General features: G+C 34.9%; 26 protein-coding genes and 4 pseudogenes. 24 read left to right on the forward strand and 6 right to left on the reverse strand.

Going from position 1 to position 25903, the window contains the following annotated elements; translation table 11 throughout:
* Window positions 1-171: 171 nt before the first annotated feature.
* The 15 genes and pseudogenes from ACIQ7L_RS18815 (at window position 172) to ACIQ7L_RS18885 (ending at window position 14984) form a co-directional block, all read left to right on the forward strand.
* Window positions 172-1110, forward strand: a complete 939-nt coding sequence (locus ACIQ7L_RS18815; protein WP_400570971.1) for a phosphate/phosphite/phosphonate ABC transporter substrate-binding protein — start codon at window positions 172-174, stop codon at window positions 1108-1110.
* 117 nt (window positions 1111-1227) lie between these two features.
* A complete protein-coding gene (gene phnC, locus ACIQ7L_RS18820; RefSeq protein WP_097897674.1) occupies window positions 1228-2001 on the forward strand; it encodes a phosphonate ABC transporter ATP-binding protein in 774 nt (257 codons plus the stop codon).
* Window positions 1998-2792, forward strand: coding sequence for a phosphonate ABC transporter, permease protein PhnE (gene phnE / locus ACIQ7L_RS18825; protein ID WP_400570972.1), 795 nt, complete (start codon window positions 1998-2000; stop codon window positions 2790-2792). The genes phnC and phnE (ACIQ7L_RS18825) overlap by 4 nt, the downstream gene beginning before the upstream one ends.
* Entirely contained in the window at window positions 2792-3595 is an 804-nt protein-coding gene (phnE, locus tag ACIQ7L_RS18830) for a phosphonate ABC transporter, permease protein PhnE (RefSeq protein ID WP_097897672.1), read from the forward strand. The genes phnE (ACIQ7L_RS18825) and phnE (ACIQ7L_RS18830) overlap by 1 nt, the downstream gene beginning before the upstream one ends.
* 269 nt (window positions 3596-3864) lie before the next feature.
* Window positions 3865-5865, forward strand: a complete 2001-nt coding sequence (gene tkt, locus ACIQ7L_RS18835) for a transketolase (RefSeq protein WP_400570973.1) — start codon at window positions 3865-3867, stop codon at window positions 5863-5865.
* Window positions 5866-6022: 157 nt separating this feature from the next.
* Entirely contained in the window at window positions 6023-6463 is a 441-nt protein-coding gene (sirA, locus tag ACIQ7L_RS18840; RefSeq protein WP_400570974.1) for a sporulation inhibitor of replication protein SirA, read from the forward strand.
* A gap of 77 nt (window positions 6464-6540) precedes the next feature.
* Entirely contained in the window at window positions 6541-6762 is a 222-nt protein-coding gene (locus tag ACIQ7L_RS18845) for a YneF family protein (protein ID WP_335358584.1), read from the forward strand.
* A gap of 122 nt (window positions 6763-6884) precedes the next feature.
* Window positions 6885-8636, forward strand: a complete 1752-nt coding sequence (locus ACIQ7L_RS18850) for an ABC transporter transmembrane domain-containing protein (protein WP_400570975.1) — start codon at window positions 6885-6887, stop codon at window positions 8634-8636.
* Window positions 8636-10399: an ABC transporter ATP-binding protein gene (locus tag ACIQ7L_RS18855; RefSeq protein WP_400570976.1), complete on the forward strand. Its 1764-nt coding sequence runs from the start codon at window positions 8636-8638 to the stop codon at window positions 10397-10399. Before ACIQ7L_RS18850 ends, ACIQ7L_RS18855 begins: the two co-directional genes overlap by 1 nt.
* Window positions 10400-10778: 379 nt before the next feature.
* The gene (locus ACIQ7L_RS18860) at window positions 10779-11822 is read left to right on the forward strand and encodes an NERD domain-containing protein (RefSeq protein ID WP_400570977.1); all 1044 of its coding nucleotides are present in this window, start codon (window positions 10779-10781) and stop codon (window positions 11820-11822) included.
* Window positions 11823-11857: 35 nt separating this feature from the next.
* A complete protein-coding gene (locus tag ACIQ7L_RS18865) occupies window positions 11858-12433 on the forward strand; it encodes a hypothetical protein (RefSeq protein ID WP_400570978.1) in 576 nt (191 codons plus the stop codon).
* A 214-nt stretch (window positions 12434-12647) separates the two neighbouring features.
* The gene (locus ACIQ7L_RS18870) at window positions 12648-12851 is read left to right on the forward strand and encodes a hypothetical protein (protein WP_400570979.1); all 204 of its coding nucleotides are present in this window, start codon (window positions 12648-12650) and stop codon (window positions 12849-12851) included.
* Window positions 12830-13081, forward strand: a pseudogene (locus ACIQ7L_RS18875) (S-layer homology domain-containing protein); the annotation flags it as partial. The gene ACIQ7L_RS18870 and the pseudogene ACIQ7L_RS18875, both read left to right, overlap by 22 nt.
* Window positions 13082-13609: 528 nt before the next feature.
* On the forward strand, window positions 13610-14365 hold the full coding sequence (locus ACIQ7L_RS18880) for a sulfite exporter TauE/SafE family protein (RefSeq protein WP_400570980.1): 756 nt from the start codon (window positions 13610-13612) through the stop codon (window positions 14363-14365).
* A 29-nt stretch (window positions 14366-14394) separates the two neighbouring features.
* Window positions 14395-14984 (forward strand): annotated as a pseudogene (locus ACIQ7L_RS18885) (DUF2238 domain-containing protein).
* Between the two features lie 308 nt (window positions 14985-15292).
* On the opposite strand, the gene ACIQ7L_RS18890 reads toward ACIQ7L_RS18885, so the two are convergent.
* A complete protein-coding gene (locus ACIQ7L_RS18890) occupies window positions 15293-15493 on the reverse strand; it encodes a DUF3903 domain-containing protein (RefSeq protein ID WP_097897661.1) in 201 nt (66 codons plus the stop codon).
* Between the two features lie 142 nt (window positions 15494-15635).
* Here ACIQ7L_RS18890 and ACIQ7L_RS18895 point away from each other — a divergent pair.
* Window positions 15636-16045: pseudogene (locus ACIQ7L_RS18895) on the forward strand (NUDIX hydrolase).
* A 29-nt stretch (window positions 16046-16074) separates the two neighbouring features.
* On the opposite strand, the gene ACIQ7L_RS18900 reads toward ACIQ7L_RS18895, so the two are convergent.
* Together ACIQ7L_RS18900 and ACIQ7L_RS18905 are read right to left on the reverse strand one after the other, a co-directional pair.
* Entirely contained in the window at window positions 16075-16752 is a 678-nt protein-coding gene (locus ACIQ7L_RS18900) for an LrgB family protein (protein WP_400570981.1), read from the reverse strand.
* Entirely contained in the window at window positions 16749-17114 is a 366-nt protein-coding gene (locus ACIQ7L_RS18905) for a CidA/LrgA family holin-like protein (protein ID WP_400570982.1), read from the reverse strand. The genes ACIQ7L_RS18900 and ACIQ7L_RS18905 overlap by 4 nt, the downstream gene beginning before the upstream one ends.
* 147 nt (window positions 17115-17261) lie before the next feature.
* Here ACIQ7L_RS18905 and alsR point away from each other — a divergent pair, with 147 nt between their 5' ends.
* From alsR to ACIQ7L_RS18930, 5 genes are all read left to right on the forward strand, one after another.
* Window positions 17262-18161 (forward strand): acetoin biosynthesis transcriptional regulator AlsR, encoded by a 900-nt coding sequence (alsR, locus tag ACIQ7L_RS18910; protein ID WP_400570984.1) that lies wholly within the window; start codon window positions 17262-17264, stop codon window positions 18159-18161.
* A 452-nt stretch (window positions 18162-18613) separates the two neighbouring features.
* Window positions 18614-19189, forward strand: coding sequence for an FtsX-like permease family protein (locus tag ACIQ7L_RS18915; RefSeq protein WP_400570985.1), 576 nt, complete (start codon window positions 18614-18616; stop codon window positions 19187-19189).
* A gap of 666 nt (window positions 19190-19855) precedes the next feature.
* Window positions 19856-19999, forward strand: coding sequence for a hypothetical protein (locus ACIQ7L_RS18920; protein WP_003201958.1), 144 nt, complete (start codon window positions 19856-19858; stop codon window positions 19997-19999).
* Between the two features lie 65 nt (window positions 20000-20064).
* Window positions 20065-20823, forward strand: coding sequence for a MerR family transcriptional regulator (locus ACIQ7L_RS18925; protein ID WP_400570986.1), 759 nt, complete (start codon window positions 20065-20067; stop codon window positions 20821-20823).
* 13 nt (window positions 20824-20836) lie between these two features.
* Window positions 20837-21493: a GAP family protein gene (locus tag ACIQ7L_RS18930; protein WP_400570987.1), complete on the forward strand. Its 657-nt coding sequence runs from the start codon at window positions 20837-20839 to the stop codon at window positions 21491-21493.
* A gap of 333 nt (window positions 21494-21826) precedes the next feature.
* Here ACIQ7L_RS18930 and ACIQ7L_RS18935 read toward each other — a convergent pair whose 3' ends face one another.
* Window positions 21827-22735 (reverse strand): EamA family transporter, encoded by a 909-nt coding sequence (locus tag ACIQ7L_RS18935; protein ID WP_400570988.1) that lies wholly within the window; start codon window positions 22733-22735, stop codon window positions 21827-21829.
* 547 nt (window positions 22736-23282) lie between these two features.
* On the opposite strand from ACIQ7L_RS18935, the gene ACIQ7L_RS18940 reads away from it, so the two are divergent.
* Entirely contained in the window at window positions 23283-23990 is a 708-nt protein-coding gene (locus tag ACIQ7L_RS18940; protein WP_400570989.1) for a cytochrome c biogenesis CcdA family protein, read from the forward strand.
* Between the two features lie 91 nt (window positions 23991-24081).
* Window positions 24082-24588, forward strand: a complete 507-nt coding sequence (locus tag ACIQ7L_RS18945; protein WP_400570990.1) for a CcdC family protein — start codon at window positions 24082-24084, stop codon at window positions 24586-24588.
* 25 nt (window positions 24589-24613) lie between these two features.
* On the opposite strand, the gene ACIQ7L_RS18950 is transcribed toward ACIQ7L_RS18945, so the two are convergent.
* Together ACIQ7L_RS18950 and ACIQ7L_RS18955 are read right to left on the reverse strand one after the other, a co-directional pair.
* Complete coding sequence (locus tag ACIQ7L_RS18950; protein ID WP_400570991.1) at window positions 24614-25045, reverse strand: DUF2621 domain-containing protein; 432 nt, start codon at window positions 25043-25045, stop codon at window positions 24614-24616.
* Window positions 25046-25148: 103 nt separating this feature from the next.
* Window positions 25149-25445 (reverse strand): hypothetical protein, encoded by a 297-nt coding sequence (locus tag ACIQ7L_RS18955; protein ID WP_400570992.1) that lies wholly within the window; start codon window positions 25443-25445, stop codon window positions 25149-25151.
* A 267-nt stretch (window positions 25446-25712) separates the two neighbouring features.
* On the opposite strand from ACIQ7L_RS18955, the pseudogene ACIQ7L_RS18960 reads away from it, so the two are divergent.
* Window positions 25713-25787: pseudogene (locus ACIQ7L_RS18960) on the forward strand (DJ-1/PfpI family protein); the annotation flags it as partial.
* Window positions 25788-25903: the final 116 nt, after the last annotated feature.

Raw genomic sequence — 25903 nt, forward strand, 5'->3', positions numbered from 1 at the left:
GTTCAAAATTATCTAATACTAATCATAGCAGATAATATTAGATGGTTATGTTTAGAATGTTTAGAATGTGTAAAAATTCTGTAAATAAACTCTCATATGGAAAAATCTATGTTATATTTCTACATGTTTACGGCTTGTCATTTTATAACTTAAAAAATTGGAGGCTTTGATATGTTCAAAAAGGTTTTCGCAATGGGAGCAACAGCTGTACTAACGGTCGGTTTATTGAGTGGTTGTGGAGCAAAAGAATCAAGTGCAAGTAAAGATGAAGATACGAAAAAAGGGTATGTGCCCAAAACATTAAATGTTCAGTTCGTTCCTTCACAAAATGCTGATACGTTAGAGGCAAAAGCAAAACCATTAGAAAAATTGTTAAGTGATAAGCTTAATATTCCTGTAAAGGTCAGTGTTTCAACAAATTACAATACAATTGTAGAAGCGATGGCATCTAAGCAAGTGGATGTGGGCTTTCTGCCACCGACTGCATATGTATTAGCGCATGAAAAGAAAGCGGCGAATGTAATATTACAGGCGCAACGCTTTGGGGTAGATGATTCGACAGGAGAGCCTACAAAAGATTTAGTGGACTTTTATAAATCTGAATTTGTCGTAAAGAAAGATTCCAATATTAATAGTATTAACGATTTAAAAGGTAAAAAAATCGGATATCAAGATGTAACATCTTCTGCAGGATATGTGTGGCCAGCGGCAGTGTTAATGAAAGAGGGCATTGATCCGTTAAAAGATGTGAAACCTGTTACATTAAAAGGCCATGACCAATCTATTATTGCCCTTTTAAACGGTGATGTTGATGCGGCGGTTGTATTCCAAGATGCTCGTAATATTGTTAAAAAAGATTATCCAGATGTATTTGATAAGACTAAAATTGTGAAGTTCACAGAAAAAATTCCAAATGATACGATTTCTGTACGTTCTGATTTAGATGCTGAATGGAGTAAAAAATTACAAGATGCGTTTATTGAAATTGGAAAGAGTGAAGAAGGTCATAAAATTATTAAAGAGGTATATTCACATGAAGGATATGTGAAATCTGATGATAGTAAATTTGATATCGTTCGTGACTACGGAAAGAAAGTAAAAACGCAGTAATCCATAGGAGAGTTTTGAATGATAATGAAAAATGGCGGACTAGCTGAAATGTTATTCAGTTTCAGTTAGTTAGCCGTTTTTCGGTTTCTTATAACATTTAGAAAGTAGGTAAGATGTGTGATAGAGTTTCAAAACGTTTCTAAAGTATATCCGAATGGTACAAAAGGTTTGCGCAATATTAATATGAAGATACATAAAGGTGAATTTGTTGTAATGGTTGGTTTATCCGGAGCTGGAAAATCAACACTTCTTCGATCTATTAATAGGCTTCATGAAATTACAGAAGGAGAAATTGTAATTGATGGACAATCGATTACAGCTGCAACAGGAAAAGGATTACGGCGTCTTCGCCGCGATATTGGCATGATCTTTCAAAGTTTTAACCTTGTAAAGAGGTCTACTGTATTAAAGAATGTATTAGCTGGACGTGTTGGATATCATTCTACACTGCGTACAACACTAGGACTTTTTCCGAAACAGGACGTAGAGCTTGCATTTCGGGCACTAGAACGTGTGAATATTTTAGAAAAAGCATATACGAGGGCTGATGAATTATCAGGAGGTCAACAGCAACGTGTTTCAATTGCGAGAGCATTAGCACAGGAAGCGAAAATCATTTTAGCAGATGAACCAGTTGCTTCTTTAGATCCACTTACTACGAAACAAGTGATGGATGATTTAAAGCAAATCAACCAGGAATTTGGGATTACGACAATTGTAAACTTACATTCTATTGATTTGGCAAGGGAATATGCAACGCGTATTATTGGATTGCATGCAGGGGAAATAGTGTTTGATGGACCGGTAGAAGAAGCAACTGACGAGAAATTTGCTGAAATTTATGGTCGTTCTGCTCAAAAACATGAATTCTTAGGAGTGGCGGTTAAATGAGTGAGCTAACAATAAATACGAAAACAATACCAAAGCCCTCGAGCAAACTGAAGCATTTGTTAACTTTTATTCTTATCATTTTATTATTTTGGGGAAGTAGTATACAAGTGGAGGCATCATTTTCAAAGCTTGTAACAGGTTTGCCAAATATGTTGGATTTGCTTAGAGAAATGGTGCCTCCAGATTGGAGTTATTTCAAGACAATTACCCCTGCCATTTTGGATACGATTCGAATGGCTATCATCGGAACAACTTTAGGGGCAATTCTGGCTATTCCACTTGCTTTATTAGCGGCCAATAATGTGTTTTCAACTCCTATTTTGTATGGTCCGGCTCGATTTATTTTAAATTTTATTCGGACGATACCAGATCTATTATTAGCAGCGATTTTTGTTGCAATTTTTGGGATTGGTCCACTTCCAGGTATTTTAGCTCTTACGTTTTTTTCAGTTGGACTGATTGCAAAATTATTATATGAAACGATTGAATCAATTGATTCAGGTCCATTAGAAGCGATGACAGCTGTAGGGGCGAATAAAGTGCAGTGGATCGTATATGGAGTGATTCCACAAGTAATGGCGCATTTTGTTTCTTATGTATTATATACATTTGAAGTAAACGTACGGGCAGCGGCTGTTTTAGGTTTAGTCGGGGCAGGTGGAATCGGATTATACTATGATCGCACACTTGGATTTTTACAATATCAACAAACCGCTTCTATTATTATCTATACGCTTGTTGTTGTATTGTTGATTGATTATATAAGTACAGTATTACGGGAGAAATTATGATGAGTAAACCGACAATAATTGTGCCAAAACCGAAGAAACTAAGTTTATATCGTTGGATTATTCTTATTGCACTTGCGGTCTTATATGTATGGGCATTTTCAGGAGTGCCTGTTGAGGGAATAAAGGACACAGCTGGACAAATTACTAAGGCGATTATGACTGGGATAGTAAATCCAGATTGGGCATATGTATCTTCGCCAGATGGTGAGGATTTGTTGCACGGTTTAATTGATACGCTAGCAATTGCTATATTAGGTACATTTGTATCTGCTTTTTTGTCCATACCATTTGCATTTTGGGCGGCGGCAAATATGAGCACAGGAAAAGTAACATCGTCAGCAGGGAAATTTGTGCTCAGTTTTATTCGTACGTTTCCTGAATTAGTTATGGCTCTTCTATTTATAAAAGCAGTGGGTCCTGGTTCTTTTGCAGGTGTGTTAGCTTTAGGATTGCATTCAATTGGTATGTTAGGGAAATTGTATTCTGAAGGAATTGAAAATATAGAGAAAGGTCCTACTGAGGCACTGGTTGCTACTGGAGCAAACCGTTTTCAAGTACTTTGGTATGCAGTATTGCCACAAGTATTACCGGACTTTTTATCTTATACGCTCTATCGATTTGAAATTAATGTTCGCTCTGCTACAATTTTAGGTGTTATCGGGGCAGGGGGGATTGGTACACCACTTATTTTTGCATTAAGCTCTCGAAATTGGCCCCGTGTAGGAATCATTTTACTTGGGATTATTATGATGGTTATTATCATTGATTTTATTTCCAGTTCAATTCGAAAACGGGTTGTATAAAATAAAACTTTTTGGCTTATTTATAAGGATATGGAGTGTCAGTAATATTAATGAATGAAGATGCAGATAATTCCTTTTATTCCTAAGATAAAAACAATGAAAAAGTATCGCGGATTGAATACCGATACATGCTGGAAATCAAAGCTTTGTCACAAAAAAATCGAAAAAAACATCAATATATTTGTCGATACATGTTGTATAATCTTGCGTGGGAAGCTATCATATAAATGTGTAAAACGTTTACTAATATAAGCGAAGGGAAGAATAGCATGTCACATTCAATCGAACAACTTTCTATCAACACGATTCGCACATTATCCATTGATGCGATTGAAAAAGCAAACTCTGGTCATCCAGGAATGCCAATGGGTGCAGCACCAATGGCCTATACATTATGGACGCAATTTATGAAACATAATCCAAATAACCCAACGTGGTTTAACCGCGATCGTTTCGTATTATCTGCAGGTCATGGTTCAATGTTATTATACAGTCTACTTCATCTATCTGGTTACGACGTAACAATGGACGATTTAAAGAACTTCCGTCAATGGGGAAGTAAAACTCCAGGACATCCTGAGTATGGTCATACTGCAGGTGTAGATGCAACAACTGGTCCACTTGGACAAGGTATTTCAACAGCTGTTGGTATGGCAATGGCTGAAAGACATTTAGCAGCGAAGTATAACCGCGATGCGTACAATGTAGTTGATCATTACACATACGCAATTTGTGGTGATGGCGATTTAATGGAAGGCGTTTCTGCTGAAGCATCTTCACTAGCTGCACACTTAGGATTAGGTCGACTTGTTGTGTTATACGATTCTAATGATATTTCATTAGATGGTGATTTAAATCGTTCATTCTCTGAAAGTGTAGAAGATCGTTATAAAGCATACGGTTGGCAAGTAATCCGTGTTGAGGATGGAAACGATGTGGAAGCGATTGCGAAAGCAATTGAGGAAGCGAAAGCTGACGAAAAACGCCCAACGCTAATTGAAGTAAGAACAACAATTGGTTTCGGTTCTCCAAATAAATCAGGAAAATCTGCTTCACACGGTTCTCCACTTGGCGTAGACGAAACAAAATTAACAAAAGAAGCATATGCTTGGACTGCTGAGCAAGATTTCCATGTATCAGAAGAAGTATATGAGAACTTCCGTAAAACGGTACAAGATGTGGGTGAAACAGCACAAGCTGAATGGAATACAATGTTTGGTGAATATACACAAGCATATCCAGAATTAGCAAATGAATTACAAACAGCAATGAAAGGTCTTCTACCAGAAGGTTGGGATCAAAACTTACCAACTTATGAATTAGGATCAAAAACGGCAACTCGTTCTTCTTCAGGTGCTGTAATTAATGCGATTGCAGAAGCTGTGCCATCATTCTTCGGTGGATCTGCAGACCTTGCTGGTTCTAACAAAACATACATGAATAATGAAAAAGACTTTACAAGAGCTGATTACAGCGGTAAGAACATTTGGTACGGTGTACGTGAATTCGCAATGGGTGCAGCAATGAACGGTATTGCACTTCATGGCGGTTTAAAAACTTACGGTGGTACGTTCTTCGTATTCTCTGACTACTTACGTCCAGCAATTCGTCTTGCAGCGTTAATGCAATTGCCTGTAACATATGTGTTTACACATGACAGCATCGCTGTTGGTGAAGATGGTCCAACGCATGAACCAGTTGAACATTTAGCAGCGCTTCGTGCAATGCCGAATGTATCTGTTATTCGTCCTGCTGATGGTAATGAATCTGTTGCAGCTTGGAAATTAGCGTTAGAATCTACAAAAACACCAACTGCATTAGTCTTAACTCGTCAAGATCTTCCAACATTAGAAGGTGCAAAAGACGATACTTATGAAAAAGTAGCAAAAGGTGCATATGTCGTTTCTGCAAGCAAGAAAGAAACAGCTGATGTAATTTTACTTGCAGCTGGTTCTGAAGTAAGCTTAGCAATTGAAGCGCAAAAAGCATTAGCGGCAGATGGTGTTGATGCAGCTGTTGTCAGCATGCCATCTATGGATCGCTTTGAAGCACAATCTGCTGAGTACAAAGAATCTGTATTACCAAAAGCAGTAACAAAACGTTTCGCAATCGAAATGGGTGCTACATTCGGATGGCACCGTTACGTTGGTCTTGAGGGAGATGTACTAGGTATCGATACATTCGGTGCTTCTGCTCCTGGTGAAAAGATCATGGAAGAGTATGGATTCACTGTAGAAAATGTTGTTCGCAAAGTAAAAGAAATGCTTTAATGATTTGTGAAAAATCTCTCCGGCATGGAGGGATTTTTCTATGTAAATGAGTTTATTCGACAGAAAAAGTTTTTTCTTTCTCCGTAGTCAGACAATCATTGCATATTTTCTTCTATATAATTTAGAGAAAAAGGTTGTCCAGATCGGGAGGGAAAAAATGAAAACATATGAATTGTATTTAATTCAAGAAGATATTGCGAAGACATACTTTGGTCGTGAATATTTGTTTTTCGATTTATTTGCTCGATTTTCAGAATCTGGTTCCCTTTCGGAAAAGAAAGTGTTATATAAGCAGATGAAGTATATTACGATGCCATTACAAGTAATGAAAATTCACCATAAATTAGAACAAGCTTTACGTAGGCTAGGGAAATATGATAGAACACATCATACACACATGCTTTATACTGGGACAGAATATGGAGAAATAACGGTAAAATCACAATATATTCAAATGAATACATCTGGAAATGCTTCAATGGAAACGACTTTTTTTGAAGTACTCAGGAAATGCGAATTGACATTTTTAGCAATGGATTATGAAAATAAAAAGTATGGTTGGCTAAATCCTTTGAAACAAGTACGAACATATGTGTAAAAATGTCGAATACAATCTTGTCTTATTGAAAAGGTTTTAGTACACTGTAAGGTAGACAACATGAAGGAGGAAAATATATGTCAGTTTGGGTAGTTGTTCTAGTGGGCGTATTAGCACTAGTAGCAGGCGTGGCGTTAGGATTTTTCATCGCCCGCAAATATATGATGAATTACTTACAAAAAAATCCACCAATTAATGAACAAATGTTAAAAATGATGATGATGCAAATGGGACAAAAACCATCCCAAAAGAAAATCAATCAAATGATGAGCGCAATGAACAAACAACAAACGAAATAAGCGCTGAAGGGCACTCGATAAGAGTGCCCTTTCCTTTTGGGTGAATTAAGTGTTTAAAACTTTTAAAAATTCTGTATTTTCGATAAACTGAAAACATCGCTCATTTTAGGGGAGGGGATATAATGAAAGTATTTTTTAATTTAGCTTGGTTTTTTAAGCAAGAGAAACGGGCGTACATAACGGGTATTATTTTGTTGTTTGGTGTAGCGCTTCTTGAGCTTGTAGCACCAAAAGTAATTGGAATTGTTGTAGACGAAATTAACAATCAAACATTGACATCTGAAAAATTGTTAAAATGGGTTGTTCTTTTAGTAGCTGTCGGAATTACAATGTACATATTACGTTATATATGGCGTATTATGATTTTTGGATCTTCTTTGAAGCTTGCACGCCAATTACGAAAGAAGTTATATGAACATTTTACGAATATGAGTCCATCTTTTTATCAATCACATCGTACAGGTGATTTAATGGCACATGCAACAAATGATATTCAAGCAATTCAACAAACTGCTGGATCAGGTGTATTAACACTTGTTGATTCGTTAGCTGTGGGTGGATGTGTACTGGTGGCTATGGGGTTTACTATTAGTTGGAAGTTAACGCTGGTAAGTTTAATTCCCATGCCGATTGTAGCAATTTCTACTAATTATTATGGTACTTTATTACACAGACGCTTTCATAAAGCGCAACAAGCGTTTTCTGAAATCAATGATAAAGTACAAGAAAGTATGAGTGGAATGAAGGTAATTCGCTCGCTTGGTCAAGAAAAGGAAGATTTACAGGCGTTTCGAAAGAAGTCGGAAGATGTTGTACATAAAAATATGCTAGTAGCACGTATTGATTCTTTATTTGATCCAACAATTGCTCTTATTGTCGGTTTTTCGTTTTTAATTGCTGTTTGTTATGGATCGTTCTTAGTTGTACGTGGCGAATTAACAGTTGGTGAATTGATAACATTTACAACATACTTAGGGACGCTCGTTTGGCCGATGCTGGCGTTTGGATGGCTTTTTAATATCATGGAACGCGGACGCGCATCGTATGACCGCGTGGGAAAAATCCTATCACAGACTTCAGATGTTGTGAATAAAGAGGATGCAATACATAATGTGGCAAGCGGTGATATTTCGTTTGCAATTGATACGTTTTCTTATAAGAAAAATGAAACTCTTCATTTAGCGGACATTTATTTTAGTTTAAAAAAGGGTGAAACATTAGGAGTTGTTGGACGGACAGGTGCAGGGAAAACAACGTTATTAAAATGTTTAATTAGGGAATATGATCATTTTAATGGCGGATTAAAAGTAGGGAATCAAGATATTCGCGATATGACACTTCACGGTATACGATCTGCCATTTCATATGTGCCGCAGGATCATTTTTTATTTTCAGCAAGTATAGGTGAAAATATTGCGTTTGGAAAGGTAGATGCTACATATAAAGAAATTACGCGTGCTGCTGATATCGCTTGTATCCACGATGATATTGTTCAATTTCCGGAAGGATACGACACGGTAGTCGGGGAGAGAGGGGTTTCTTTATCAGGTGGACAAAAACAGCGGATTTCTATTGCACGTGCGTTATTAACGGATGCTGAAATTTTGATTTTAGATGATTGCTTATCCGCAGTTGATGCAAAGACAGAGGAGACAATTTTAACCGCTTTGAAACGAGAAAGAGCGCAAAAAACAACGATTATTACGGCGCATCGATTAAGTGCCATTCAACATGCAAACCTGATTCTTGTTGTTGATGAGGGGAAAATTGTACAGCGAGGAACACATGAACAACTAATGGAACAAAATGGCTGGTATAAAGAGATGTATGAAAGTCAACAGTTAGAGGAGTTAGTTGAGAAAGGGGGCATATAATGACTGAGAAAAAAAGAAGTGATTTGTGGCGATTGCTTTCTTACATGAAACCATATAAAGGTTTATTATCATTGGCATTTTTATTTCTAGTTGGTGCAACTGTTACAGAAATGATGGGGCCGTTTTTAATTAAGCAGTTTCTTGATGAACATCTAGTTCCGCGTAACTTTGAACAGTCGGCACTTGTGACTTTATTTGTTGTATACATGATTGCTCATTTGTTAAAGGTTTTATTTACGTATTTAAATTTACTATATTTCCAAAATATTGCGTTCAAAATTGTGCAAGATATGCGTGTTGAGGTGTATGAACATGTACAAAGGTTGTCACTAAGCTTTTTTGATCGTACACCAATTGGTACGCTTGTATCGCGTATAACAAATGATACAGAAGCGATTAAAGACTTCTATGTGAGTGTGTTATCAACATTTGTAAAAAATGTGGTGTTTTTAATTGGAATTTTAGTAGCGATGTTTTTACTAGATGTGAAACTCGCGTTGTTTTCCCTCTTATTAATTCCAATTATGTTGACAGTTATGGCGATGTATCGCCGAAAAAGCTCTATGTTTTATTTAGAACTTCGTAATCAATTGAGTATTTTAAATGCAAAGCTAAATGAATCGATTCAAGGAATGAATATTGTGCAAGTGTTTCGCCAAGAGAAGCGGATGCGAAAAGAATTTGAAGAAGTAAATAATAAACATTACCGTGCTGGGCGCCGTACGTTAAAATTAGATGCATTATTTTTACGCCCAGCCACAGATCTTGTTCATATTGTAGCGATTGCCTTAGTGCTTGCCTTATTTGGAATTGACGCTTTGAATAGTCCAGTTGAAGTTGGTGTGTTATATGCTTTTGTTAACTATATTGACCGTTTCTTCCAACCTGTAAATGAAATGATGATGAAACTATCTTTCTTCCAGCAAGCACTCGTTTCGTCATCTCGTGTCTTTCATTTAATGGATGAAAAAGACTTGGCACCTGTTCAACAAGGAAATGAAGAGCCAAAAGTACGTGAAGGAGAAATTGAATTTAAAGACGTTACCTTTTCCTATGATGGAAAACGTGATGTTTTGAAAAATGTATCTTTCCATGTAAAATCAGGGCAAACGGTTGCTTTTGTTGGACATACTGGAAGCGGGAAAAGTACAATTATGAACTTATTGATGCGATTTTATAATATTAAAGCAGGGAATATTCTAATAGACGGTGTAAACTTAGAGAAATTTGAGGAGCAGGAAATTCGAAAAAGAATCGGTCTTGTGCTGCAAGATGCTTTCTTGTTTGCAGGAAATGTGAAACAAAATATTCGTATGTATAATGAAAGTATTACTGATGAAGAAATAGAAGAAGCAGCGCACTTTGTGCAGGCAAATACGTTTATTGAAAAGTTACCAGAGCGGTATGATACTGAAGTAGTAGAAAGAGGAGCTGCATTCTCAAGTGGGCAACGTCAACTCATTGCTTTTGCGAGAACAATTGCGACAAATCCGAAAGTACTAGTATTAGATGAAGCGACAGCAAATATTGATACAGAAACAGAAGAAGCGATTCAAACAGCACTGCAGCGCATGAGAAAAGGGAGAACAACAATAGCAATTGCACACAGATTGTCCACAATACAAGATGCCGATCAAATATTTGTTATGCATGAAGGAGAAATTGTAGAGCGAGGAACACATCAAGAGTTACTTAGCAAACAAGGGTTATACTATAATATGTATTTACTTCAGAATAAAGGAAGCCTTCAAAAAGCCTTGTAATCAAGGCCTTTGAAGGCTTTTTTCCTTTTTTTTAGTTTTGTTTGACATAGTGCTCCCTCTATATATTAAAATCACAATAGTTAGTATAATAAATTCAAATGATGAATTTACAAAAAGTTGAATTTATAAACTGTTTTTTGTAAGAAATATTATTTCTACAACCAATACAAAAGTAATTTCATGAAAGAACTGACTTTGTATGTGTTACAGCACGAATGAATTTATCAAATTAATTTGTGAAAGTATACGTAATCCAAGAAATATAAAAAAGTGCTAACACTATTCAATTTTTACATGTAGTTGATAAATAGCATATAATAGAAGAGATACGTTTTTAATATGTAAGAAATAATGAAGTATTGAATAAAGGAGCAGGAAAATGGAATATGTACTTATATGTGTAATCCTAGCACTATTAGCGGGAGTATTTGTACTGTTTTATAAGAATAAACAGTTAGAATCAGAGAATCAACAAGTAGCATTTGAAAAGACACAAGCAATAGAAAACCATCAAGGTGAGATTGCGGCTACGGTTGCAAATTATGAACAGCAGCAAGAAACACTAAAAAGCGTAGAGAAGAAAAAATATAATGATTTAAAAGTGAATACAGCTAGAGAAGTTGAAAATATGCGAATGATGAAGAACCAACTAGTTGTACAGCATAGTAAAGAACGCAGTGAAATGCAACAAAAGCATAGTCATGAGATACATAGGTTGCAAAATCTAATTACAGATTTAAAAGCGTATTCCAGAAATGTAGAAGAAATGAACACGCATGAAATATTACATGATATGAAACGAGGCTTTGTTCAACAAGGAATCCTCACAGAAAATGAGCTATATATTATTCCAAATGTATTTTTTCCTAAAGTATCGAGTCGAAATAGAAGTAAGATGGAAAATCGTCGGATTGATCATTTGTTGTTATTGACAACAGGAATATATGTAATTGAGACAACAGAATGGCAAGGTAGGATGATACATGGCCTAACGAAAGAAAACGCAGGGGTATATTCATTTATGGTTGATGAGATTGGTAAACATCAACATGAATATGATAAAGAAGAAACATTTATTTTTACGACGGAGGGGGATTCAGGAGCTTTGAAGGTAGTAAATGAAGGGAACCCTGCTTATAAAGCAAAACACCTTTCAACAACTTTATATGAGTATTTGAAAGGGATGAATCCGAAAGTTTTAAAAGAAGAAGTGAAGCCAATTGTATATTTTGGAAATGAGACAAATGGAAGCGGACATGAAATCATCGACATTTCTAATGAGACACTACCGAGGTTGAAGGATAAAGAACAACTTGTTGCTTATTTCAGAAATGGAATGTTAAAAGAAAAAGTGCTATATACAGTACAAGAATTACAAGAAATAAAAGAAATGGTCGAACGCATGGAAGATGTGAAGGTGTAAAAGAAACAGTATGGTGTGATAAAGGTGGTTTTTTATTGGGGAAATATAGAGATTTTTTATTGTGGGGAACATTATATGTTTATATTTTTTTATATTTGTTCGTATATCTTGCTTTCATATTCATCATTGACATGATTCATTCGTCTTATAATATAGTGAGTGTTTTAGCAGTATCGATTCCGTTTATTCTTTTACTCGTTATTCAGTGGATAATTTTACATTTTTCTGTAGGTGATAATAAGGGGAAATATAAGAAAAAATTCAAAGGAATTACAATTTTTGGAGCAGTATTATTTAGTTTTTGTATCGTACAACTAGGTGTAAATGAGTATAATTCGAAGTTTCATACAGATAGATGGTTGGAAAATGAACAGAAACGAGTATATATGGTGGATGATCTTCTAGCGAAGCATAAACTAGTAGGAAAGTCTAAAGAAGAAATGATACAGTTATTAGGGAATCCGACTGAAACGAGACGTCTTGAGGAAACAACTCAAACTTTGTACTATCTTGGAAATGAAAGAGGCTTCATTTCTATAGATAGTGAGTGTCTTGTTCTTCAATTTGATCATGATGATAAGGTGATAGAGTATACAATACAAAAAGACTAAAATGATATGAAATAAAGAACAGAAGGCATATAGGATTGATGGTCTTCTGTTTTTTGTTTATATATGTAAAAATAAGGTTAATGGTGGTAATTCCTGTATATACGAATTAGAAAAATTTCGTTATACTTTAAACTAGTTGAGTAATTTAGAAGTTTACTAGCTTACTAAATAACTTTTATTATGTTAGAAAAAAGGATTTTATAATGTTTTAGCAATGTCACTTGCACTACAGGTGGTAATGATTCCAACTTCTTCATTTGCATCTCCAGTAGAAAAAACAGTGGAAATATCAACTGATGAGCAAGCACTGAGAAGTATTGAAGATCACATGAAAGATGAAGATGGGCGTGGAGATGATCAAAGAACTACAAGTGAAGTGCAAGGAGATTTTCTTGTACATATAAACGTGATGAAGTAGTGATTATGATTGACCGTGCACTACAATATAAAGGAATTACTGGGAATTTAGCTGAACTACCGTTTCCTGATCAAAATCTAGCATATGATAAGCAAGCTCTGCAACGTGTTTACGGATTAGGGATTGTAAAAGGGAATGAAAAGAATGAGTTCTTACCAAAGGGTACAGCAACTCGTGCAGAATCAGCAGCATTTATAAATAGAATGCTACATGTGATAGAGGGGCAATAAAAAAGCACTCGCTACAGTTATATTTAGGTTAGATAAGTGAATCTATTGAAATTAAAAGGGCCACACAATTTAAATATATCTAAATTGTGTGGCCCTAATTGTAGGTTTGAAATAAAGTTTGATTAGAAATCTCCTATGAACCTGCATTTTTTGAATAAAAATATACAGAACGTATTTAATTTCTACCAATTTTGAGTTTGTACAAATTAGGAGCTGCAAGTTTTGTAGGTGCAATAGTAATGTTGGAAAATAAGTGGAACAAAAATGGGAAATAATATATAATTAGTCTGTTGAATATAGAGATAATGATATTAAAGGGGAGATACATATGGAAGATTTACAAACACTTGGTTCATTCTTTTTAGGCTTAGGTACTGTGTTTGCAGGATTGGGAGTACTGCTTGCTGGTATTGGCGTATATACAAAGTTTTCACGTGAAGCGAAATAATGAAAGCATCCTGTACGGATGTTTTTTTATTTGCGTAAAAAAAGAAATATATTAGAATAGAGCTACTGGAGGGAAAGAAAGTGGCTATTATTATAACAATGTTTTTAATGGGGATTTTATTAGGTTTTGTTGGGGCAGGAGGGGCTGGATTTATTATTGGAGTACTGACTCTCGTATTTCAAGTTCCGATTCATGTAGCTCTTGCAACATCACTAACCGCAATGGCATTTACAACTCTTTCTGGAGTGGTGAGTCATTATAGAGAAGGGAATGTTACATTGAAAATTGGCAGTATTGTTGGGGTATTTGGAGCGGTTGGATCATATATTGGTTCTAAATTTGGAGCGGTGATTCCAGCACATCTTCTTCATTGGTTTATGGCTAGTATGTTGTTTTTATCCGCAATATTTATGTTCATTCGGTTACTTTTTTTTCAAAATCAAAAGAAGTTGTCTATGGACATAGGAGAACCGTTATCTATCATTGTATTAGGAAAATGTATTTTGTTAGGGTTAATAACTGGAGGATTAGCAGGTGCATTTGGGATAGGATCAGCGCCTTTTATTCAACTAGGACTAATGGTGTTGTTAGGTTTAACGATTCAACAGTCAGTCGGAACTACAATGCTTATTATTCTACCAATCGCCGTTGGAGGTGGATTTGGATATAGCTCCGAAGGATATTTAGATTATCTATTACTAGTACAAGTTTTAATGGGAACGATGCTAGGAGCGTATATCGGAGCGAAGTTTACAAATTATGCACCTCGTATGATATTGAAAGTTTCGATGATGATGACGCCTATTTTAGCTGGATGTATGCTATTAATGGAATAAGGTGAAGAAATATTGAGGAGGAAAGTGATGTGACCGTGCATCTTCATAAATTGTTATGTGTAAGTTTTTGGATTGCATTATTCATATCAGGAATCTACCCGAAAGATTTTTTTACATGGTGTTTAGAGGTAGCCCCAGCAGTTATTTTAGTATTTATATTAATGACTACATATCAGCGATTTCAATTTTCAACAGTTACATATGTATGGACTTGGATTCATATGTTGATATTGCTTATCGGAGGGCATTATACATATGCAGAGGTACCATTATTCAATTGGCTTCGTGATACGTTTAATTTAGAAAGAAATTACTACGATCGTGTTGGACATTTTATGCAGGGGTTTGTTCCAGCTTTATTAGCAAGGGAAGTACTTGTAAAGGTAGTTGGGGTTCAGAAAAAAGGATGGTTAGAATTACTTGTAATATCAATTTGTTTAGCATTTAGTGCACACTATATGAGTTGTTGGAGTTTGCAGTTGCAAAACTAACGGGAACAGGTGCAGAAGCATTTCTTGGAACGCAAGGAGATGTTTGGGATACACAATGGGATATGACATTTGCGTTATTTGGAGCGATTCTAGCGATAATGGTTTTTCGGAATAAGAAAAATATATAGAAATCCATTAATATGTTTTACGTATGAATTATGTAAGTAATTCATATTTCTCATATAAAAGGATTTGCTATAATATAATGAGTGTAACGTTCGAGTATTCGACGTATTACTAGTATTATATCCCTATCCCTTTTCTAAAAATGCGAACAAATTTTGCCCTATTCTATTCAATATTTAATTGTATAGAAATATATTGTTCGATGCCCATTATGGAACGTACATAATGGTGAAATCCCGATCCTTAAAGAGGATGCCCCTAATCTTCATGTGAAAATATGATCGGAAAAAGAAAGCTGACCAAACGATGGTCAGCTTTCTTTTTTGTGTAAAAATAGTTCTTCCGTAATTTTTGTTTGTAATAGCAATGTTTTTCCAAAACGACGCTTACATTCAGTTCTTACTTTTTGAATAGCAAGTGCATGAGAAGTAGCAGGAACGGTGACAATTGCTTGCCGAGGCTTTCGATTTTCTTCACAAAAGACACACTCCACAACATATTTAGAAATCATATTTTCATCCTTCCGTTCGAATTTCTAGGTATGGGCTGTCTTTGAAGTTGATATAATCTTTCGTTACGATTTTAGCTTTTTCCTCTATTTTCAAGGGAAAGAATAAAAGAAGAAAGAATATTAGATATGGGAGGAGAGAGAAATGAAGAGATGGATTGGAGCAGCAGCTATATGTGTGAATGAAAAAAATGAAGTTTGATGGTATTACAAGGAAAAAAAGACGAACCGAAAAGGTGGTCTGTGCCAAGCGGAGGTCAGGAAGAAGGCGAAACACTTGAAGAGTGTTGTGTTCGTGAAGTTCGGGAAGAAACGGGCTATCATGTAGAAGTTATAAATAAAATATATGAAAAAAAAGGTGTAACATATGGGATCCCTGTTTATGTACATTATTATCTTGTGAAACAAACGGGTGGTGATATGAATATTCAAGATCCAGATGGATTAATTCATAAGATTGATTGGAAGGGTATTTATGAATTAAGAGAAATTCCTTTAGCTTTTCCAAAAGATTATGAGTTGTTATGTCAATATGTGAATATGGAGTTGAAATGAAAAAGCAAGTGGCAAAAACACTTGCTTTTTTACTGTAGCCAAGGTAAGAAGAGTGGTATAATGACTAAACTTGCTCCAGCTGTTAAAAGCATAGATAAACTTGCGATTGTACCTTCAACAGGACCGATTTCAAATGCTTTTGATGTACCAGTCCCATTGGCGCTAGTACCTAACATAATTCCTTTTGCAATTGCTGTTTTTATGCGACATAGTCGGATAAGAGAAGGCCCTAAAAGTGCTCCAGTTAATGCTGTAAGTACAACAAATACCGCTGTTAATTGCGACATACCACCTATCATTTCTGAGATTGCCATTGCAATTGGTGTTGTTACGATGTGCGGTGCCAAACTTTGTTCTAGTGATGAATCGATTTTAAAGGCATTTGCTAGTAGGGCTGAAGTGATAACTGATAAAAATGAACCAACAATTACATTAATTAAAATAGCACTCGCATGTTTTTTTAATAAATCAAAATACTTATAGATTGGCCATGCAAAAGCTACTGTTGCTGGTTTTAATAGTTCAGTTAGCCAGTGGCCACCAGAATTGTATGTTTCATAAGATGTATCTAATCCAAGCAATAAAGCAATTAAAATAATTGGACATACGAGGAGGGGAGAAAGTATACTCCAATTCCAGCGGTGATATAGTTTTTTAGAAATCCAGTATGTTAATAGTGTTAATAGTAAACATAAAAAGCCGATCATTGAGCCGATCCTTTCCGCTTTAATAGCAGTTCTGTTAAGAGTCCAGTTACAAGTGTTACACAAAGGGTACTAATCATAATAATGAAAATGAGATCGATTCCATATTGTGAAAGTGTATCTTTGTAACAGATGACAGCGACAGCAGACGGAATGAAGAATAAAATAAGTTCTTTTAATAAAAAATCTGCCCCGTCTTGTATCCATTCTTTTTTCACTAGGTTAAATTTTAATGAAATTAACAATAAGAAAATACCAATAATACTTCCTGGGATTGGGAGGTGTGCCTGTTTTGCAATCCATTCACCTGTCCAAGCGAAACAAAATAATAGTAAGATTTGTCCGCTTAACTTCCACCATTTCATACAATAAGCACCTCTTTCTTTTTTTTACATAAAAATTGTAAAAAAGAATTAACAATTTCTACTATACGTTCTTTCAAAATATTTGTCTAATATATAAATTATATGTTATTAATTTATTATACATATTAATGGAAAAGGGTGTCCAAAATGGAATTACGGCATTTGCAATACTTTGTTGTTGTGGCAGAAGAACTACATTTTGGACGAGCAGCTGCTCGTTTACAAATGACACAACCGCCACTTAGTCAACAAATTCAGCAATTAGAAAAAGAAATGGGAGTTATGTTATTTTCAAGAACGAAGCGAAAGGTTGAACTGACTGAAGCAGGAGAAATGTTCTTAAAAGAAGTGAAAAAAGCGTTTGATCAAATTGCAAAAGCAGTAGAGGTTGCACAAAGTGCACAAAGAGGGGAAGTTGGCTCGCTTTCAATTGGATTTGTTGGGGCGGCTATATATGATATTTTGCCGTCCATTGTTAGGGAATATCGAAAGAAGTTTCCGAGAGTATCCGTTGCACTGCATGAATTGTCTACACCAGATCAAGTTCATGCACTTCATGATAATCGAATTGATATTGGTTTTTTACGCCCGCCTATTTCGACGCAATTATTAGAAGTAGAACCAATTCAAAAGCTTTCCTGTACGTTATGTTTACCAAAAGCGCATCCACTTGCAGAGAAAGAGGAAATTCATATTGAGGATTTGCAAGATGAACCATTTGTATTTATAACTAGACCAGTATGGCCTGCGTTATATGACACAATATTATCGCTGTGCCGCGGGGCTGGATTTAGTCCACATATCGTACAAGAAGCGACGGAGTACCAAACTGTAATGGGGCTTGTAGCAGCAGGGATTGGAATAACAGTAATTCCGGTTTCGGCCAATAAGTTATATAAAACAGAAGTTGTATATAAGGATATATATGATTCTAATTTTGTGGCAGAGATGTCAGTTGCATATCGGAAAGCAAATAGTAATCCTGAGCTATTAGAGTTTTTAAAAATTGCAAGAGAGAAAAAGCGAATAGAAGTGGAAAGTGAATAATAGAATCAACTTTTGAGTTGTAAAAGAAAAAGGCGGAGATGCTATTATAATGCATTTTCGCTTTTTTTCATTTCATAACTTCTATACTAACCTATTAGATATTATATAAGAATTCTCTTTCTTTATATAAATTCATTTTTATTTTTTAGTATATAAGTTGCTGTTATGTAGAACAAAACATGACCTGCAATCACTTTCTTCCTTTGTTTTGATCCTTGCATGTGGCAAGAGGCCTTGACCGCTTCTATGCATGGCCAGATGCTCTCGCACACCTAAAAGAAAGGGGGGTATGTCGGTTATTCAATTTGTATTTATATATCAATATCGTCTTACTCCTAGGACTTAAGACCTAGCAAAGATTCCGATTGTAGTTCGATGCTCAAAATGTCATATTTTTATACACTAGTAGTATAGTATGTAGTACGTTAGGAAGTTAGGTAGGGGAATCAATGATGTCTTTATTTCGATTAGCAAGAAACAATATACAAAATTTTGCTGCCCAAAGATTAAAGCAATTCATATGGATTGCAATGAGTACAATGTTATCTTTCTTTATTATATCTATTCAATCAAATGAAGTGATAATAAAGAAACTACAATATATACCGTTATTTGTAGAGTTTTTTTATTATGTGTCTATTCTGTTGTTTTTTTTGTGTGGTTTCGCTACATATCAAATGATAAAAGGTTTCTTAAAAACAAGAAGACAAGAATTTCAATCATATGAAGCCAATAATATGAAAAAAAGCCAAATTGTATGCTTGTTATGTCAGGAACAGTTATTGATTTTTGGGGGAGCTCTATTTTTCGGGTTGGTTCATGGCATGTTATTTTTGAGACTATTTATTGTTATTTTTATGAAAGTAGCAGGAATTCGTGGGGTAAGTGGGGCACTGATTACAATATATGCATTATCAGTAACGACACTGCTTATTATGATTTTAATTGTATTATCAATGTGGCAATGTTATCAATTTGTATACGATTTAAAAAAAGAAAGTGTATATAAAACCGAGGAAAAAGCATGAATCATCATACCTTTTCCTCGGTTTTACACGTGTAAATAATCATGATGTAGTGAAAAGATTAAAAAGAGTTAAGAAGAAAGGTTGTATAGAATGACAAATGAGCAATCCATAGTAAAAGTTGATCGATTAGCAAAGCGAATCGTGTAAAAAATAATATGGAGTAGAAAAGAGGATTCCTAACTGAAAGTCTTCACTTTCCAAACCTTCCGTACAGGCACTTAAAAACATTACAGCAAGAATAACCGACATGACCATAAAGTATTTCTTCATCTTTCAACACTCCTCTCGTTGTGTACCATTATAGAAGGTGATGTCACTTCAATTTCAAGTTTTATATAGATTTATTAATAAAAATTGAAAAAAGTCTAAAAAAACTTGAAGTTTACGCTGCGTCATTTTATATACTGTTTAGTAACTACTATATATATCCATTTTGGTTTTTCGACATATAAGTCGCGGTTATGGATAACAAAAGGTGACCTGCACTCGTTTTTTCTCTTTGTTTTCACTTGGTATGGGGCACAGGAAAAGGATCTAACCGCTTCTATGCATGAACGGATGCTCTCTCCCACCTAAAAAGAAGGGTTTTATATCGGTTCTTTAATTTGAATTTATATATTTAGAGATATCTAGATAAAAGAGATTAGGAAAATAGGAGGTTTTTAGATGAAACAGGGAGATATTATTATTTATGGAAGCGTCATTATAGGTGCAGGTATTGGACTGACACTAGATAATGCATTTCCTGGTGTACTGATTGGCTTAGGAGCAGGATACTTACTTAAAAATTTTTTTCGTAAAGAAGAATAAATGTGGAATGAATAAAACAATTGTTAACGATAGAGTCTTAACGTACAGAAAGGTAGGTTTATCAGTTGATACACATTAATAAGGTTGGGGAGCTGACAGGTGTTACAGTAAGAACACTGCGTTACTACGATCAAATCGGATTATTAAAACCAGCATCCAAAACAGAGGGTGGCCATCGTTTATATACCAATGAAGAAATAAAAAAACTACAGCAGGTTCAATTTTTAAAAAAGGTTGGATTTCCGTTACATGAGATTAAGAATATGCTCACTTCCAGTGCGTGGGATTGGTCAGATAGTTTAAAGAATCAATTATCTTTTGTAATAAAAGAACAGGAAAATTTAAAGAAAATAGAGTTATCCTTACGGGAAATGATACATGGAATCGCGATAGAAGGAGAAGAAAACTGGATCGCGATTCAGAAGATTATGCAATTATCCAGTAAAGATAAAGAAATACAGCAGTATTATCGTGAATCTGTATTTAAAGACAGAGAAATAAAACTATGGGAAAAGGTTCCCAATATGACAAGTGACAGCTCTGATTCACTAGAATGGATTGCTCTGATAGGTCAGTTAAAACGTTATATGGAGGACGGCCCAAAAGCACCCAAAGTCCAAAATATCATTAGAAGAATGGATGAAAAGCGCTTAGAGGAGTTTGAAGGTGAGGATGAATTTTTAGATAAGCTGTGGGAAATAAGGATGTCGCCAAAGCAATCAGAGAAACTGAGATTATATCCAATTGACCAGGAGGTGCTTGAATTTATAAATCAGGCATATGCCATTTTTATGGCTGAAAAGAATAATCCCCAACCGGAATAAGGGGGAAAGAATGATGAGTACAGAACTACTTCTCCTAATAGGGGGATTGGCCTTATTGGACACGCTAAGCCCTGCTACATTAGGGGTAACAGTATATTTGCTTTTAACAGATAAAGAGAAACTTACCAAACGTTTATTGGTTTATTTATTGACGATAGCAGGATTTTATTTTGCTGTTGGAGTTTCACTCATGTTAGGATTAGATTTCTTGCTTGAGATTATTTCTGGCGTATTTCAAAATCGAATCGTAAGCTGGACGTTCTTTATTATTGGGGTGATATTGTTCATAGCAAGTTTTTATGTTCCAACAAAGAAAAGTTCAGACCTACCTGCACCAAAATCAAAAAGCATTCTTTCAATGGTTGCTCTGGGATTCACTACTTCATTAATTGAAGTAGGTACTGCATTTCCTTATTTTGCAGCAATTGGCATAATGATTACTTCTAATCTATCATGGGTGGAATGGTCTTCTATTTTAGCTGGATATAACTTTATCATGGTGTTGCCTTCTCTCGTGCTGTTTCTCTTCTACCTCCTGTTTGGGCGGTGGATGCAAACATCTCTCGGGAAGCTTCGAGTGAAAATCGCTAATAATACAGGATCGGCTCTTTCGTGGATTATGTGTATAGTTGGACTCATCCTGATTTTTAATAGCCTGGATTATTTGTAGGATGTTTGACCAGAGTATTAGATAAAAGGAGAATTATTCAACAATCGGGTACGATTTTTGAATAACAAAGGCAAAAAATGATTAAACTTTTTTATAAAAACCAATTTTAATTCTGCTGAAGAAGAATTAAAATTGGTTTATCGTAAAATATGGGTTTATGAGGCATTTTTGATCAAACTTTATTTCAAAACTACAAATAGAGCGAAACACTATTCAAATTTATTAGCAAAAACAAAGGGCTCTAACATATTACTCATGTCTAATATGTTAGAGCCCTGATATTTTAAGTGTTTTTTAATTTTGGTCTTGATAAAACTAGAGAATCCTCTTTTCCTAGGCAGCAACCTTTTTATGTGTATGGTGTTTACGATATCGTCCACGCATTGTATATGCAATTTGCGGAATTGCAATACCAACCAAGATAAGTGCTACACCAAGCCATTGAGAAGAGAGTACCGCCTCTTTTAAAACGAATACAGACATGATTGTTGTAACAGGAAGCTCAGCTGCACCAAGAATAGTTGCTAAGCCAGAACCGATTTTAGGAATTCCGATTGTAAAGGCAATTGTTGGAATAACGATACTGAATGTTCCTAATCCTAAGCCATATTTCCAAAGACCTTGAGAAATGGCACCATTAAAAATAAATGTTGGTGGGAATGCGATCATTACTAAAGTTAAAGCACCAGCCATTAAAAGAACTCCTCGTGGTAATGATGGTACTTCAACAGCAACTTTACCACTGACAAAAATATAGGTAGCAAAAGTAACAGCAGATAATAAACCTAATAGGATTCCCATTGTATCGAAATTACCTGTTGATTTTTCTAATAATCCGCTCGATAAGAATGTACCAGCAACTAAAAAGATAACAGAAATGACTTTTTCTCTTGATGGTAATGTTTTTGTTGCAACAGCTTCAATGATAATACCAACCCAAACGAACTGGAATAAAAGAATTATTCCAATGGAAGCTGGTACCGTTTTTAATGAAGCATAATAAAAAATCCCAGTCAAACTTGCAGACGTTCCTGCGACAAATAAAATAAGCATTTGTTTAAGTGGAACACGATGCCTAGAAAATAGGAGTGTAATACCAAGTAAAATAAACCAGCCGAACAAATATTGACTCCCAATGACTTCCCCAAGTGAAAAACCTTCTGCGTATGCAAGTTTAACAAAAATAGCTAAAATCCCATAGCTACATGCTCCTAATAAGACTAAAAGAGAATAACGAAGCATGAAAAATTCCTCCCATCTATATTAAATTGTTCCCAAACGGACATATACAACTAGATGGAAGTATACAAAATTAAAAATGAAGGGTCAAATAAAAGAAAAGTGCGACATTTTATAGAATAATAATAAAAGTATGATATTTATGCATAATATTGAAATTTAAAATTATAGAAGTATTGTAAAATAAGGATTATCTTGTATAAAGCTATCATTTGAAAAAAATATTTTTTTGCAAGATATGTATCGAATACTGAATAACAGCATACAAGTAGTTTGTGAAATAGAAAAGCTTTGTTATCCCGATTGGTAAGGGCTAATAATCAGTGGGGGATGAAGAAAACCCCAACTGATTAAAGTTTCATTTTATGTGAATGATGAATGGAATGTATTTATAATAGAAGGAAAGTGAAAACGTTTTAGAGAAAGATGGTTGTAAGTAGTGATAATAGAATTTTTTCTTATTGGCACGTTGTAAAGTGTGAATTCATCAATTGTTCATAGTATTTTTGGTCGTTTTTGCTACAATATTGAAGAGGAGAGGAGTGAAACGATGCAAGATCTTAATATTTTTTTAGCGTTTGGGGCCGGATTTTTATCATTTATTTCCCCTTGTTGTTTACCGCTGTATCCAGCGTTTTTATCTTACATAACCGGAATGTCGGTTTCTGAATTAAAAGAAGAAAATGCAATGCTTCGTAAGAGAAGTATGATACATACGGCATTTTTCTTGCTGGGATTTTCCATTGTATTTATTGCGATTGGGTTTGGAACAAGCTTTATTGGGTCATTCTTCCAAGATTACAAAGATTTAATTAGGCAGTTAGGGGCACTATTTATTATTGTGTTTGGCCTTGTAATCGTAGGGGTCTTTCAGCCGAAGTTCTTAATGCAAGATCGTAAGTTTACATTTAAAAGTCGTCCGAGTGGCTATATCGGCTCTACTTTAATTGGTTTGGCATTTGCAGCTGGATGGACGCCATGTACAGGACCAATCTTAGTAGCTGTAATTGGATTAGCTACCACGAATCCAGAATCTGCAATGCTGTATATGATTGCTTACATACTTGGATTTGCTATCCCATTTTTTATACTTTCATTCTTTATTACGAAAATGTCTTGGATTAAGCGACATAGTGGAATGTTTGTAAAAGTAGGGGGGTACATTATGATTGTTATGGGTATTTTGCTGTACTTTAACTGGATGACAAAAATCATTGTGTATGTCTCAAGTTTATTTGGAGGTTTTACTGGTTTTTAGTATTATTTCATGAAAATGTTGGAAATAATAATGATAAGAAAGCATATAATCAAACTGTATTTTTATATTTCCACAAAAAGGATGAGAAAGTATGAACATAGCGGTCTTATCAAGTATTATTGCGGTTTGTATGGCTGTTGGTGTGATGTTTATCCGTTTAAAAGCAGCAAAGAAACCAGCAACATTGAAAAAAATTATTCTCCCGCCGCTTTTTATGAGTACAGGGGCAATGATGTATATTTTTCCTGAATTTCGATTAACTTCAACTGAAATGTTAGAAGCAATTGGTGTTGGGTTGTTTTTCTCGATTTTTCTTATTAAAACATCTAAATTTGAAATACGTGAACAAGAAATTTATTTAAAGCGTTCAAAAGCATTCGTCTTTATTTTAATTGGTTTACTTGTAGTGCGTATTGTCTTTAGAACATATTTGAGTCAATCGGTTGATTTAGGGCAGCTGAGCGGTATGTTCTTCTTACTTGCTTTTGCAATGATTGTATCATGGAGAATTGCAATGTATCGTTCCTTTACGAAATTGCAAAAGGAAATGGAAAAAGAAGATGAATTTTATAATGAGAAAGATATGAAGTTAACGTAAAAAACCTCAAGATTCTTGAGGTTTTTTATTTAGCCAAAAGTGATTGATACGGAGAATAATCAATTTGTTTTTCCTGTAATTTTTTAATTAAAAATTTATGATCCCGCTTTGGCGTTGCTACAATATATCCTTTAATGATTAAATCTTCAGTTATTTTTGTGGCTTTTTCTTCTAACGCAAGTTCTCCAATTTTCCCTGCAATTTTTGATTTTGCAACATCACGAAATAGTTCAGGTACTGGGCTTACTAGTTCCTCTAATAATTGTTTCTGCTTGTCATCCCATAAATGCCGTGTTTGATTAATGTAATGCTCTTCCCAATCTAAAATGGACATGCCGTCTTCTTTCGGTAATCGTTTTAAGAATTTTCGGAACATGAAATATCCACCAATAGACATAAGGCTTAGCAAAATAACAGTCCAAGCAATAATAAACCAACTAAACCATCCTTCAAGCAACCGTATACCCCCTTTACGATAGCAGTTTTCCCTTACTAGTATTATAAGCAGTGAGATTGATAGAAAGCAAGAACGCTTGGCCATTTTGACCAAGCGTTATGAATTAAACGAAGTATAATTGTTCGATATGTAATACATCAGTATCATCTTCTAAATATTCAATGATAAGTGTGCCGACTTTACGATCTTTATCTTCAGTTGTGAAAATAGAGTAAGAAGTAAAACGCTTTGTTGATAAGCCACTAATATGTGTAGGAAGGGAAATGTAGTCATTATCGCGGAAGAATTCCATGAGTTCAACATCTTCAAACTGTTTTCGATTCACTGGTTGATTTGTGTAGCGACGTTGTAATTGTTTTAAAGCTTCATTCCAAGAAATTACTTTTGTGTCGTATACCATTTGTTCTATCTCCTTACTGTATGTAATTATTAAGAACATACGTTCTATATCAGTATACTCCTTTTATAAGGAAAGGGAAAGCAAAAAATAATGTAAGCTTGGAAACCCAAGCTTACATAAAATGCGTCCATAATCGTCTCTATGTTTATTATAAGTGAGATAGGAATAGGAAACAAGGTGAGAAGTATTTTGTTGATTGTTTGTAAAATTCTGTTTATCGTAAGGGAGAGGAGTATTTTTTTTTGAAAAGGGATGGGAGAAATGAATATGAAGAAAATACTTTTATTTATATATCCGACATTTGCTGAATTTGAGATTACCGTGACCACAGCTGTGTTGAAGATTGACAATGCATGTGAAGAGGATAAAAAGCTAGCAAAATGCTAGCTTTTTATATTGAAGTGATCCTATTCCGTTATTTGGTGCTATTTCAAATCATACAGGGTGAGTTTTTTGTT

The organism is Bacillus sp. NPDC094106, assembly GCF_044764345.1.
Classification (GTDB): Bacteria; Bacillota; Bacilli; order Bacillales; family Bacillaceae_G; genus Bacillus_A.